General features: G+C 57.0%; 12 protein-coding genes and 1 pseudogene. 4 read left to right on the plus strand and 9 right to left on the minus strand.

What is annotated here, in order from left to right; genetic code table 11:
- Positions 1 to 95: pseudogene (locus MVK46_RS03260) on the minus strand (ATPase); the annotation flags it as partial.
- Positions 96 to 187: 92 nt separating this feature from the next.
- Here MVK46_RS03260 and MVK46_RS03265 point away from each other — a divergent pair.
- On the plus strand, positions 188 to 916 hold the full coding sequence (locus MVK46_RS03265) for a hypothetical protein (protein ID WP_297535220.1): 729 nt from the start codon (positions 188 to 190) through the stop codon (positions 914 to 916).
- Here MVK46_RS03265 and MVK46_RS03270 read toward each other — a convergent pair.
- Genes MVK46_RS03270 through thiC form a run of 5 tightly spaced genes read right to left on the minus strand, consistent with a single transcriptional unit; the run spans position 900 to position 6,233 of the window.
- Positions 900 to 2,741 (minus strand): prolyl oligopeptidase family serine peptidase, encoded by a 1,842-nt coding sequence (locus MVK46_RS03270; RefSeq protein WP_297535221.1) that lies wholly within the window; start codon positions 2,739 to 2,741, stop codon positions 900 to 902. The genes MVK46_RS03265 and MVK46_RS03270 overlap by 17 nt on opposite strands.
- Before the next feature lie 13 nt (positions 2,742 to 2,754).
- On the minus strand, positions 2,755 to 3,363 hold the full coding sequence (locus tag MVK46_RS03275) for an IMP cyclohydrolase (protein ID WP_297535222.1): 609 nt from the start codon (positions 3,361 to 3,363) through the stop codon (positions 2,755 to 2,757).
- Positions 3,360 to 4,292 carry a formate--phosphoribosylaminoimidazolecarboxamide ligase gene (locus MVK46_RS03280; protein ID WP_297535223.1) on the minus strand — a complete coding sequence of 311 codons (933 nt, stop codon included), beginning with the start codon at positions 4,290 to 4,292 and terminating at the stop codon, positions 3,360 to 3,362. Before MVK46_RS03280 ends, MVK46_RS03275 begins: the two co-directional genes overlap by 4 nt.
- Positions 4,289 to 4,948 carry a phosphoribosylaminoimidazolesuccinocarboxamide synthase gene (locus MVK46_RS03285; protein WP_297535224.1) on the minus strand — a complete coding sequence of 220 codons (660 nt, stop codon included), beginning with the start codon at positions 4,946 to 4,948 and terminating at the stop codon, positions 4,289 to 4,291. The genes MVK46_RS03280 and MVK46_RS03285 overlap by 4 nt, the downstream gene beginning before the upstream one ends.
- A 4-nt stretch (positions 4,949 to 4,952) precedes the next feature.
- On the minus strand, positions 4,953 to 6,233 hold the full coding sequence (gene thiC, locus MVK46_RS03290; protein ID WP_297535225.1) for a phosphomethylpyrimidine synthase ThiC: 1,281 nt from the start codon (positions 6,231 to 6,233) through the stop codon (positions 4,953 to 4,955).
- A 94-nt stretch (positions 6,234 to 6,327) separates the two neighbouring features.
- Here thiC and MVK46_RS03295 point away from each other — a divergent pair, with 94 nt between their 5' ends.
- From MVK46_RS03295 to MVK46_RS03305, 3 genes are read left to right on the plus strand one after another with little or no spacing between them, the layout of a single operon-like run.
- On the plus strand, positions 6,328 to 7,077 hold the full coding sequence (locus tag MVK46_RS03295) for a sulfide-dependent adenosine diphosphate thiazole synthase (RefSeq protein ID WP_297535231.1): 750 nt from the start codon (positions 6,328 to 6,330) through the stop codon (positions 7,075 to 7,077).
- A gap of 4 nt (positions 7,078 to 7,081) precedes the next feature.
- Entirely contained in the window at positions 7,082 to 8,365 is a 1,284-nt protein-coding gene (gene thiD / locus MVK46_RS03300; protein ID WP_297535226.1) for a bifunctional hydroxymethylpyrimidine kinase/phosphomethylpyrimidine kinase, read from the plus strand.
- A gap of 39 nt (positions 8,366 to 8,404) precedes the next feature.
- Positions 8,405 to 10,330, plus strand: coding sequence for an ATP-binding cassette domain-containing protein (locus tag MVK46_RS03305; RefSeq protein ID WP_297535227.1), 1,926 nt, complete (start codon positions 8,405 to 8,407; stop codon positions 10,328 to 10,330).
- Here the strand turns inward: MVK46_RS03305 and mrtA are convergent.
- Genes mrtA through MVK46_RS03320 form a run of 3 tightly spaced genes read right to left on the minus strand, consistent with a single transcriptional unit; the run spans position 10,270 to position 12,804 of the window.
- Positions 10,270 to 10,875, minus strand: coding sequence for a CPBP family archaeomyxosortase MrtA (gene mrtA, locus MVK46_RS03310; RefSeq protein ID WP_297535228.1), 606 nt, complete (start codon positions 10,873 to 10,875; stop codon positions 10,270 to 10,272). The two genes, MVK46_RS03305 and mrtA, sit on opposite strands and share 61 nt — an antisense overlap.
- Before the next feature lie 3 nt (positions 10,876 to 10,878).
- The gene (locus MVK46_RS03315) at positions 10,879 to 11,781 is read right to left on the minus strand and encodes a hypothetical protein (RefSeq protein ID WP_297535229.1); all 903 of its coding nucleotides are present in this window, start codon (positions 11,779 to 11,781) and stop codon (positions 10,879 to 10,881) included.
- Positions 11,782 to 11,823: 42 nt separating this feature from the next.
- On the minus strand, positions 11,824 to 12,804 hold the full coding sequence (locus tag MVK46_RS03320; RefSeq protein WP_297535230.1) for a peptidylprolyl isomerase: 981 nt from the start codon (positions 12,802 to 12,804) through the stop codon (positions 11,824 to 11,826).
- Positions 12,805 to 12,933: the final 129 nt, after the last annotated feature.

Below are 12,933 nucleotides of genomic sequence, written 5' to 3' on the forward strand. Positions count from 1 at the left end.
GGAGCGCCCTTCACCAGATAGACCCTTCCGGGAATGAGGCCACCGTTGAGCATATCGTCGAGACCGGGGACACCGGTGGAAACCCTTTCGCTCATGGGTCATCTCCTGCCGTTAGTTCGAACTTCGTCAATATAAGGGTTACCCGCCGTTGAAAAACTTCATAAGGGTTCGAAGGAAAGAGTTGCAGATGAGGCGGAAACTGCTACTGGCGGTCTGGATGCTCGCGAACGTCGTTGTGGTTTTCAGTCTGTCCCTCTACCAGAGCGGTTACACCCTCAAGGGCTACGTTCCGGCCTACGGAAAGGACGCCCTGAAGTACAGCCCGGTGCTGTATGCGAAGCCCGATGACAAGCCTGTTAGGGTTCTCTACGAACTCGACAGGCACGGCGGGATATCCTACTACTACGTCTGGCCAACCGAGAGCACGGGAAAGCCCCTCGTGGACAGGCTCTACGATTACATAAGAAGGCTCTTCTACGGCTCCTCCGCCGACGTTGAACCTGTGACAGTCTATCCCAGGAACCGGACGATAACTTTCGAGAGCTACTCCCACAGAAGGGTCTGGGCGAAGTTCGTAGACGGCGACTGCTACGTGGTTGGAGGAGAAGTCGTCGAGAACTGCACGGTGAACGGAACCCACGTTAAGGTCTACGTTGTGACGTGGAACCACGCCTTCTCCCTCGTTCCCCAGAGCGGCCTCGTTAGGGTAAACCTCACTCCCGAACCGATGACCCCCTGGGAGTACGCCCACTACGCGATATTCAGGAGGGCGAACGAGAGCATAAGGGAAGCCGCAATCAGGTCCCTTATTCTGGCCGTCATCGTTACGGCGCTCCTCAACGCGACCGGCTACTACCTCCTCGTGAGGAGAAAGGGGTGGGAGAAAATCAAAAGAAAGCTCAAGAGAGGGTCTTGAGAACGAATGCGAGCAAATCTGTTAGTTCCCTCGCCCTTGTCTCGGGAGAAGCACCCATGTGCCCGCTCTTGGTCTCGACGCGGAGGTAAACCGGCGCCCCTACCTCTTTCAGCTTCAGGAAGAACTTTATCGCGTGGGCCGGGTGCACGCGGTCGTCGTGAAGGCCGGTGTAGATGAGCGTCGGAGGGTATTCTGCAGGCTTAACGTTGTGGTATGGGGAGTATTTCAGCAGGAACTCCCTGTCCTTCGGGTCGTCCGGGTTGCCGTACTCTGGAACCCAGACGCTGCCGATGTAGAGCTTGTGGAAGCGCATCATGTCTATGACGGGGTAACCAATCAGCGCCGAGTCCATGACGTCCGGCCTCTGGACGAGGGTTGCCGAGACCAGAAGACCGCCGTTGCTCCTGCCCCACGTGGAGACCCTGTAACCTTCACCCTTCAGCTTCTCAAGGACTGCTATGAAGTCGTCGAAGACGTTTTGCTTGTTCTCCCTCATTCCGGCGCGATGCCACTCCTCGCCGTACTCGCTTCCACCGCGCAGGTTGGCCATTCCGAAGGTTCCCCCGCGCTTTATGAATGGAATCGCCTGCGGGAAGAACCTTGGAGTCAGCGAGATGTTGAAGCCCCCGTATCCGAATACCCACGCCTTTCTCTCATCCCTCTCGCCCTTTACGAGGAAGTAGTGAACCCTCGTTCCGTCCTTCGAGACCGCGAAGTCCTCCTCGACCCTGAAGTTCCCCTCGATTTCTTGCCCCTCGACGAGCTTTAGCTCTCCGTCGAACTCGTAGAGCCTGTATGGAACTGTGAAGCTCTCGTAGCGGAGTAAAGCTCTCTTCCCATCGGTATCGAGCGGGTAGACGCTCCCCGGGAGGTCGAAGGTTATCTCGTCAAGCTTTTTTCCGTCGAGCGAGTAAACCTCAAGCCTGTGGCTTGCGTGCACGAGCCTGCCAGCGAGGATTTTGTCCCCGACCAGAACGGCCCACTCAAGGGGGAACTCACCTTCCGGAATTACCTCCTCGACTTTTTCACCAACCGCGATGAGCTTTCCTAAGCCCTTCCCTTCCCTCGTCAGGAGGTAGAGCTTTCCGTTGATTACGTCAACCGGTTCAACCGGAACGTCCGCTGAGTAAACCTTCTCCCACCTCTCCGGCTCGTCTATTGGACCAATGTAGATTTCCGCACTGTTCCAGCCGAAGGTTACCGTGAGCATCGCCCACTTTCCGTCGGTGCTTTTACTTAGTCCGATGAAGTAGCCAGACCCGAGGCCCTCTCCGAAGACGAGTTTTTCTCCGCTCGCATCCTTCCAGAAGAACCTCTCGGCAGGTGCTTTAACCCCGTCGGGGGTTTCCCCGTGCCTGTAGAAGCGGGCGAAGTAGTAGCCGTCCTCGAGGAAGGTGACGTTCCACACCGACGGCCTGAACTCCTCGATTAGCTCGCCGGTTTCGAGGTCGATGATTCTCGTTATCCCCTCGTCGGCACCGCCTATGGAGAAGCTGTAAGCCAAGAGCCTGCCCTTCTCATCGGCGGTGAATCCCTGAAGGAGAACCTCGTCGTTGAGCTCCTTTTCAAGCTCCTTCGAGTCAACTATGACTTCCCCGCCGAGCCACCTGATGATTTGCCGGTCCCTCTCGCGGTACATCGCTATAACACCTTTCTCCGTCAGCTTCGCAGAAACAAGGGTTGGAATCGAGTAGTACTCCCAGACCTCGGGGAAGAGTTCGTCGCTCAGCTTTCTTATGAACTCCCTGAAGCGTTTATTCTCCTCCTCGACGAGCTTCAGAACGCGCTCGTCTCTCAGGTTCTCGGCCCAGATGTATTCGTCCATGAAAATCACCGTCTTAACGTTCGGCGGAAGGGATAAAAACGTTTGCCGTCCCGACGCTCCACACCTTGTCTTTCACTACTCCAATGGCAAGCACCTTCTTCTCGAAGGGAAGCTCCAGAGCCTTTCTCGCGAGTTCTTCAGCACTCCCGAAAGCCGGGAACTCAAGCTCGGTGAAGCCGAGGTTGTACGTTGCCGTGACGAAGGCCTTTCCTTCCCTCAGCTTCAGTTCCTTCACCCAGAACTCCTCCCTTCCGGCGAAGCCGAGCCAGCCCTTACCGTCGGTTCCGATTATCCCGGCTATCCTCGGCGTGCTGTATTCATCTCTCTCGTAGTCGAGGGCATCAAGAACGTGGATTAGAGCTTTTTTCGGGCTTTCCCACTCGAGGGCCTGGGCTATGAAGTCCGTCTGAAGGCCGTTCGTGACGACGGCGTATTCATCGAGGAGCCTCACCACCGGGTAGCTCACGTAGGGGTTGTCCGTCTTCGTTAGGTTCTCGATGTAGACGGCGCTTCCCCTCACGATTGCCCTCCTCCTCGGAAAGGAGCGGGAGCAGAGGAGGTAGAAGGCGAAGGGCTTCCCCTTCATAAGCCCGACCCCGAGGGTTCTGCCCGTGTAGGTCACGTCACCACCTCCCCGAGCCGGTCTTCATCGAGAGCGAGCTTGATTTCCCGCGCTATCCTCCTTCCGACGCTCATGGGCTCGTTCCAGTAGAGCCTTCCGTACCAGTGGAGGGCGTTCGAACCGCCGTCGATGCGCGAGGCGAAGCCTATCGCCCTAAAGCTACCGTCGTATGAGAAGTGAAGCGCGAAGGGGCCGATGATTCCGGGCGGTTCGAGCTTTTTCATGGCCTCTACGAAGGCTAGGCCGTAGTTGTAGAGCCTCGGGAGGAGAGACTCCCTCAAAGCGACGCCAACGTTCCCCGCTATCGTGTAGGGGAGCGGTTTCACCGGCCAGCGGGCGTTTCCGTCGGCGATAACTACCCTCTCATCGACGCCGAGGAGCTCGAGCCTCTCCAGAATCGGCGAGTAGAAGAAGTGGACGTAGAGGTAAACGCCCGGGACGAACTCCTCTATCCTGTGGGGTTCCTTAAGCTCCCCTAACTTCTCCTCAAGCTCCTCCCCGCGCGCTATGAAGTGCCCGCTCCCTCCCCTCGGTCCCTCAAGGCGGACGAAGTAGAGCTTCCCCGGTTTAAGTTCATCGGGCTCGATGACCCGAACCCTTGGAATTCCCGCCTCGTCGAGGGCTTTATCCTGGAGTTCAAAGCTGGTTTCCCACTTGAGGAAGCGCCTGTTGCCGAAGAACTTTGCTTTAGCTCTCTCTATTCTCTCAAGGCCGAGGTAGGCCACGAAGGAGCCGTGGGGGATTACTATTCCGTCGTCGTCAAGAATCGCGCCCATGTCTTCAGTGACCACAAGCTCGTCCGCGAGCCTCGTGGAGGCGTAGAAAGCTTTTCTTTCGGGCTTCACGTAGAGCCTCGTCCTGAACCCCTCGTCTTTGGCCCCGAGGAGAATCTGGAGGGAGGAATGAGACGCTATCGTCGAGATTATCATCCAACCACCTCCGAGAGTTCCTCGAGCGTCAGAATCTTCCCGTCCCTCGCGACGCGCATGGTATCTCCGCTCAGCTCGTCTATGACGATTAGCCCGCCGTTAAGCCTGCCGAACTCGAGCTTAAAATCAACGAGCTGGAGGCCCTTCGAGGAAAAGAACTCCCGCAGGATTTCCGCGACCTTTCTGGTGGTTTTCTTCATAGCCTCAACTTCTTCTCTGTTCGAGATTCCAAGGGCCGTGATGGCCTCTTCAGCTATGAGGGGGTCGTCGAGCAAGTCGTCCTTCAAAGTGAACTCCACTATCCCAAGCCTCTGGAAGGGCTTCACCCAGCCTTTGTAGCGCCGGAGGAAGCTCCCGTAGGCCAGCTCGCGGTAGATGACCTCCAGCGGAATTCTCTCGGCCTTCAGAAAGCGGGCTTTTCTATCGTCAATCCTCTCCACGAAGTGCGTCTTTATGCCGTTCCCCTCAAGCAACCTGAAGAAGAATTCGGTCTGCTTCAAAACGAGGCTTCCCTTTCCTGCTTTCTCGCCGATTACCTCGTTGCCCCCGCTGTCCTCCCTGCCTTTCCTTCCGAGAACGGCGTCCTTGAAGTGGAAGACGAGGTAGGGGCCGTCCTCGTAAACGTCCTTCGTCTTGCCGGAATAGACGAGCCTCAAGCTCTCACCCCTTCCTCAGCATGTCGTTGATGAGCTTTATCGCGCATAAATCACCGCACATTGAGCACGCTTCTGTCTTCGTTGGCCTCTCCTTCCTTATCTCTATGAACTTCTCCTTATTCCAGCTCAGCTCGTACTGCTTCGCCCAGTCGAGCCTTCCGCGCGCGAGGCTCATGAGGTAGTCCCGCCTGAAGTCCTCCTCGAAGCGGGTCAAATTGACAGCGTGGGCGGCTATCTTCGTCGCTATAACTCCCTCGCGGACGTGCTCCACCGTCGGCAGGCCGAGGTGCTCAGCAGGGGTGACGTAGCACAGGAAGTCCGCGCCGTTCAAAGCCGCTATCGCTCCCCCTATGGCAGACGTGATGTGATCGTAGCCCGGAAAGATGTCTGTAACGATGGGGCCCAGAACGTAGAAGGGCGCGTTGTCAGTTGCAACCTTCGCAAGCTTTATCTGGGCCGGAATCTGGTCAATCGGCACGTGCCCGGGACCCTCGACCATCGTCTGGACTCCGGCTTCTCTCGCGCGCCTTACGAGCCTTCCTAGGGTGTAAAGCTCGGCAATCTGAAGCTCGTCGCCCGCATCTGGAAGGCCGCCGGGCCTAAGTCCATCGCCGAGGCTCAGAACAACGTCGTACTCCCTGGCGAGTTCAAGAAGGTAGTCGTAGTCCCTGTAGAACGGGTTCTCCTCGCCCCAGTGGAGTATCCACGCCGCGAGGAAGGTTCCGCCGCGCGAGACCATGCCGACGACTCTCTTCACCCGTTTCATCTTCTCGACGACTTCTTTTGTAACTCCAACGTGAATCGTCGTGTAGTCAACGCCGTCCCTGAAGTGCTTCTCAACGGCCTTCCACATGTCGTCCTCGGTCATCTCGATGATGGCCTTTCCTTTGGCTAACATCTCCTCGGCGGCCTGGTAGATTGGAACTGTGCCGATGGGCACGTCAACAGCTTTCATTATGGCCTTCCTTATTGAATCGAGGTCGCCCCCTGTGGAGAGATCCATTATCGTGTCGGCGCCGTATTTCACGGCGACCTTAGCCTTCTCTATCTCAGCTTTGACGTCCACTATGTCGCGCGACGTTCCAATGTTGGCGTTGACCTTAACGCGGACGACGTTGCCCACCGCGACCGGCCTAACCCAGTCGTGGCGGACGTTCCTGAATATCACAGTGTGCCCCTTTGCCACGCTCCTCCTGAGCCTTTCGGCGCTTATCCCCTCCCGCTCGGCGATAAACTTTACCTCCTCGGTGATTACCCCGCGCCTTGCCTCCTCAAGCTGGGTCATGCCAATCACCCGGTTTTAAAACCTGTTTATAACAAAGTTTTTAAATTCCAAAACTTAGTTTTGAGCGGAACTTAAAAGGTTTTGGGTGGTGGTCATGAAGGAGATAGAGATAAGCAGGGCGATAATAGAGGCCTACACTTCAGAGCTTCTCGAAAGCCTGAGCCTCGACGTCGCTATTGTAGGAGCTGGCCCCTCGGGGATGGTAGCAGGCTACTACCTCGCCAAGAACGGTGCGAAGGTGGCAATCTTCGAGAAGAAGCTCTCAATCGGGGGCGGAATCTGGGGCGGTGCGATGGGCTTCAACAAAATCGTCGTTCAGGAGGAGGCGAGGGAAATCCTCGACGAGTTCGGGATAAACTACAGACCCTTCAGGAACGGCCTCTACGTTGCCGACGCCATCGAGACGGCTACGACGATAGCGAGCAGGGCCGTAAAGGCCGGCGTGAGGTTCTTCAACATGGTTGAGGTTGAGGACTTGGTTCTCAAGGAGAACCGCGTCGCGGGAATCGTAATCAACTGGACGCCGGTGATGATGACGGGCCTTCACGTGGACCCGCTCACGGTCGAGGCGCGCTTTGTGATTGACGCCACCGGCCACGGGGCGCAGGTTACGGGACACCTCGTCAGGCGCGGCCTCCTCCAGGTTCCCGGGGAGGGGCCGATGTGGGCCGAGAGGGGGGAGGAGCTGACCGTGAAGCACACGAAGGAAATCTTCCCGGGCCTCTACGTTACGGGAATGGCCGCCAATGCCATCGCTGGAGCGCCGAGGATGGGGCCGATATTCGGCGGAATGTTCCTGAGCGGAAGGAAAGCGGCCCTTGAAATCCTTGAGAAGCTGAGGTGATGGGATGGTCGTCCTGATTGTAGCGGGCCTCGACACCGGTGGAGGAGCCGGTTTAAAGGCCGACATCGAGACGGTCTCTGCTCTGGGCGAGCACCCGCTCCCGGTTCTGACGGCGGTGACCTACCAGAACCCCTCCGAAATAAGGGGCTACCACACCCTTCCGCCCAAAGTCGTTAGGGAGCAGATACGGGCCGTTAAAGAGGCCTTTGAGGTTAAAGCTGTCAAAATTGGGATGCTCGGGAGCGGTGAGGTCGCCCAGGCCGTGAGGGAAGAAACGGAAGGCTTTACCAGGGTTTTCGACCCGGTGATTGCCTCAAGCACCGGAAAAAAGCTCATTGACGACGCTGAATCGCTCAAGACCCTCGTTCCCGGCTCGGTAGTCACCCCCAACGTCCCGGAGGCCGAAGCGCTCACTGGAGTTAAAATCCGCTCGGCTGAAGACATGGGAAAAGCCGCGAAGGCCCTCGTGGAAAAACTTGGTGCCGAGGGCGCGGTCGTAACGGGGGGGCACCTTGACCTCACCGACGTTCTCTACTGGCGCGGGAGGCTCTACGAGTTCCCGGGAGAGAAGGTCGAGGGCTTCACCCACGGAACTGGCTGTGCCTTCTCATCGGCTCTGGCGACGTTCCTCGCCAAAGGACTTGAGCTTCCGAAAGCCGTCGGGATGGCGAAGCGCTTCGTTGAAAACTCCATCAGGTTTTCGAAGACGGAAGCCAGAGCCGTAAACCCCCTCTGGGAGCTGGAGAGAAACTCTTACCGCTGGAAAGCTGAGAAAGAGCTTGAAGGGGCCGTTGAAGAGCTGGTAGCCTTTGGAGGGAGGCTCAACCCGCACGTCCCGGAGGTGGGAACAAACTTCGCCCTCGCGACGCCCTTTGGAGAAGTCTTCGCCGTCAAGGGAAGAATCGTCCGCTACGGGAATACCATAAAGCCCGTCGGCCCCGTTGAACTCAACGCCAGCGACCACCTGAGGAGAGCCCTCCTCAAGATGCGCGAGTTCTATCCGGAGCTTAAAGCGGTTCTGAACCTCCGCTACTCGGAGGGGCTGATAGAGAAGGCGGAGGAACTCGGCCTCGTCGTTTCGTTCTACGACCGCAGGGAAGAGCCTGAAGAGGTTAAGAGGGTAGAGAGGGGGACGATGGAGTGGGGCATCGAGACGGCAGTAAAAAGGGCCGGAGAAAGGCCCGACGTGGTTTACCACCTCGGCGACTGGGGAAAGGAGCCGATGGTTCTGGTCTTCGGGAGGGACGCGGGGGAAGTCGTGGAGAGGGTGCGAAAGCTCTTGGGCTAACGTTTTAACTCCCTCTTCCCTATTTATCCCGGTGATTCCATGCTCATAAGGGGAAAAGTTACGGGTAGCGAAATCCCGCGCTTCAAGCACCGCTGGTTCGGAATCCTCGAAGTTGAAGCTGATGGCGAAAAGTACCGCCTCTACATGACGGGCAACGTCGCCCAGTGGTTTCTGAACGGCGATGAGGTTGAGGTTGAAATCCTCCACAAGCCAAAGGAGAAGGACGGCGTCAAGGTTCTCGACTTCGATGACTACAAGCTCTGGAAGTTCTACGAGGGCGATAGAATTCCTGTGTGGCCACTCTTCGAGAAAACCGTTGAGGCCAAGCGCTACTCGCCTTTGACCGGCGAGCTCCTCTACACCTACAAAATCAGGGCGAGGGAGGCGAAATACGAGTCCGACTTCGAGGCGATAGCCGAGCTGGAGCAGTACCACTACGCGAGCCAGAAGGAGAAAGTGGCCTTATGGCGCTGTGAGAACGGCCACATCTTCGAGGCGAACACCAAGCAGAAGTGCCCAATCTGCGGGGCTGAGAGCCACATACTCGAGATAAAGGGCTCAACCCCAGCGTCGCGCTTCCTCATCTTCGAGCTCGTCGAGAGGGAAGAATACGAGCCGAGGATTCTCAGCTACGTCCGCGTTGACCCACCGATACCGCTCATGCACCGCCGCTTGCCGAATGGCGAAATTGAGAAGAACATCCGCGAGAAGGTCTTTCCGGAGGAGTGGTTCCACCCGGCCTTCTGGCCGGAGCGCATAATGAAGGAACTCTACGAGGAGCTGAAGAGGAAGTATGGAAAGAGGAGAATCGCCCGCTCCTACCTCTGGGAGCAGGCCAAGTGGAAAGCTTTAGCAGAGACGAACACCGCTGGAGCGAGGATTGCGAGGGTTGTAGTTCACCCGGACTATCGCTCCGACGGGCTGGGACAGTTAAGCGTTAAGTCGGCCCTTGAGTGGATAGCCGAGCGCAGGATTCCCGAAATGAGGAAGAGGAAGCACATCGTCGAGACCATAGCGCAGATGGCCCGTTACAACCCCTTCTTCGAGAAGGTCGGCTTCAAGTTCCTCTGGGAGACCGCGAGCGGAAGGCCGGTTCTCTTCTACCCGCTGACAGAGGAGGCTAAAGAATACATCGAGCGCTTCCTTCGTGAAGACCCCTACGCTCCAAAGGACGGAAGGCTCTGGAAGCCGAGCTACGGAAAGGTTGAGCCCTTAGCGGGGCCAATAAAGTTTATCAACGTCAGCAAGGTCTTCGAGAGCGAGCTCGACATCAAGGGCCTGCCCGAGGAGATTCAGGAACTGCTGAAGGCCTTTGGCGTCAGGCACCGCGTAATCCAGAGGCCCGTTTTACGGAATTTGAACTTCGAAATCCGGCCGGGCGAGCTCATAGCCGTTGTCGGCGCGAGCGGGGCTGGAAAGACGACGTTGCTGAGGCTCATCCTTGGAGCGGCCAACGGCTGGTGGGAGGAGCGCTTTAGACCGACTGAAGGTAAGATTGAGGTTCCGGACAACGCCAAGGTCTCGGTCATGATTCCCGGTGAGTTCGAGCCGACCTTTGGAACCGAGAGCATTTTGGAGCACGTTTACAGGAAGATAAGCGACCTCAACGCCGCCGTGGAGATACTCAACAGGGCGGGTTTGAGCGACGCCGTCCTTTACAGGGCGAAGTACGGCGAGCTGAGCACGGGCCAGAAGGAGAGAGCTAGAATAGCTTCGCTTCTGGCAGAGAAGCCCAACCTGCTCCTAATCGACGAGTTCGCGGCCCATCTCGATACGCTCACGGCAATGCGCGTCGCCAAGAAGGTCGCCGAGATAATCCGCGAGGCGGGAATAACGGCCCTGATAATCACCCATAGACCCGAAGTGCTGAAGGCCCTCGACCCGGACAAGGTGCTCTTTGTGGGCTACGGGACGGCAAAGCTTGAGGCGCAGAGGACGTCGAAGAAGGCCGAGCCGAACCAGTGAAGGAGGAAGCTCGGGAGGAAGCTCTCTCCCTCCAAGTCCATTTTTGCAAAGATTATTCCGGCTATGAATGCGTAGGGTATCTCTATTTCCGGTTTTCCAATGTGGACTACGGTGTACGGGATGTTCTGGAGGATTATCGCCAGCCACTCGTTCTTTCTGGCGAGCGGGAAGAGGAGGAAGCCCCTGTAGAAGGCCTCGTGGGCGAGCATTATCAGACCCATGCCAAGCTCCCCGAGGAGAAATGTCAGCGGTCCTGAGTACGAAAAGACCGGGTAGTAGTTCCTCATAGAGGGAACCGTCGTTCCGTAGATGCTCAGCGGAATAGAGAGGGCGAAGAGAAGGAGGAACAGCTTGACGCCCTTACGGTTGGGAAACTTGAGTCCGAGCTCACTCAACCTGAAGCCGAGGGCCGTTGAGATTGCCAGGGGGATAACGAGGTAGGCAACGAGAACGATTAGAACGTGTCCCCAGAAGGAGGCGGGAACCAACCAGAGGACGAAGCTCAGGGGAAAGAGGAGGATGTAGAGGAGAACTGCCTTGTCCATCTCTCACACCATGAAGCTTATCTGGACGGTGTTTGCGTAGCGCCTAACGTCGATGCCTCTGTTGGTGAAGGCAATGCCTATCTCCAGGGGCCTTCTGGGGTTGGCCCGCCTTATGACCCTTATTCCCACCTCGTCGCCGATTCTGTCCTTGTTGAGTCTGTTGATGTAGCTGTAGAGAAGCCTCAGAAAGTTTCTGTAGTCCTGCATCTCCTCGAGAAACTCCCTCTGCTCGGGGTTGAGGCGGGGGTAAATGTACCTGTGGAAGAACCAGTCGAAGGAGCTGTAGGTTTCCGATGCGTGGGCAAAGAGGAGCTTGTAGAACTCGATGTTCTTGTTCCCGAAGGCAGAGTCCATGTACTCGATGGCCTTGCCGAGGTACTTTGAGGCCTCGCTGAGCTTCATCCGTATGGGTCTTACCTCAAGGTCGTTGCCCCTGAGGAGGAGCTGGATGTAGCGTCCGCTTCCGTAGTCCATGTAAATCGTGTTGTAGAACAGCACGAGGCTCAGCGGCCTGAGGGTCATGTACTGGGCGAGCCTCCGTATCACGTCCGAGAGTCTGTTAAGCCCGCGCGGGTCCCCTATCAGAAGCGCCTCCATGCCGTAGAGGTTCTCCCTCAGTACAACGTCGTTGTCGAGCCAGAACTCAACTTCCCTCCTCCACCCGGGCATGTTGTAACGGTTGAGCACCTTCAGGTCGAGTATGGAAACCGGAACCTCCTTCTGGACCCTGCCGAAGCGTTTCTTGAAGATGACGACGGGATGATAGCCGCTGGTCGGGTTCAGGTAGGAGACCGGTATCTCCATTACCTTCCTGAGGGCCGTCAGGGCGTCCCTAATCTTGGGGACGTCGTCCTTGGTGAACCTGTGGGCGAGGTCTTGAAGAAGTATTTCGAGACGGCTCTCCATCCGCACCCCCAGAATAAGAAGGATAAATGAAGTTAAAAAGCCTCACTCATCCTTCTTCTCCTCGGCGGCAACCTTCTTCTTGGTCGTGGTTTTCTTGGTCGTTGTTCTCCTCGTTTTTCTCCCCTTGTTGCTCTTGGGCTTCTCTTCCGTTTTCTCCTCGGCCTTCTCTGCCTCCTCCTTCGGCTCCTCGCCCTCAGACTTATCTCCGGCCGGCTCCTCCTTCTCCTCCGGGGCGGTCTCAACGTTCTCGGCCCCTTCGGTCTTTTCCTGTTCTTCAGATTCTTCAACGTTCTCCCCGGCGGCTTCCTCCGGAGGCTTGAGAAGCTCCTCGACGTTCGGCTTGAAGGTTATCTCCTCATAACCTAAGAACTTGAGGTCGCTCTCAAGGAGTATCTCGCCGAGGGCGAGGGTTCCCCTGTCGACCTCGTCGAGAACCGGTGTGAAGTCAACGACGACGTCCTTCTCGCCGACCTCGATGACGACCTTGTTGGCGTCGACCTTCGGCAGGCGAAGCTCAATCATGGCCTTGACCTTTTCTATCGGGTCCTCAATCTTCTCGACTATTTCGACCTCGTAGATGAGGTGCTTGCCGGCGTAGGGGTGGTTGAAGTCGACCCTGACGCGGCCCCCGCTGACCGTGAGGACCTTCCCCTTGAGCTTCCTCCCGCTCTCGGTCTCAATCTCGACGGGCATTCCGGGGAACGGGATTATGCCCTGCCTCCTGAACTGGCCGAGGGTGAAGGTCTTTATGAGCTTGGGGTCGCGCTTTCCGAAGCCCTTCTCGGGCGGAACCTCAATCTCGTACTTCTTGCCAACTTCGAGACCTTCGAGAGCCTCGTCGAGGCCCTTTATAACGTGGCCGGCTCCAACCGCTATCGGAACGGGGCCGTAAACACCGTTCTCCTTGTAAATGTCGGCTTTCTTGGCTATCTCCTCCTCGGTAGTGTCGAAAATCTCGCCGGTTTCCTTAATCCTTCCGGTGTAGCGGAGCCTTATGACGTCTCCCTTCTCGACCTTGACCATCTTTACAACCCCCTTTTTCTTGCCTAATCCGAGTTGTGGAGTTGGTTTTTAAGCTTTCCCGCAACGATAAGCTAATAAAAAGGCCCTCCCAAAAGGCCCCGGTGGTGGGAATGGCGATTAGGATATACA

Source organism: Thermococcus sp., from assembly GCF_027066465.1.
Classification (GTDB): domain Archaea; phylum Methanobacteriota_B; class Thermococci; order Thermococcales; family Thermococcaceae; genus Thermococcus.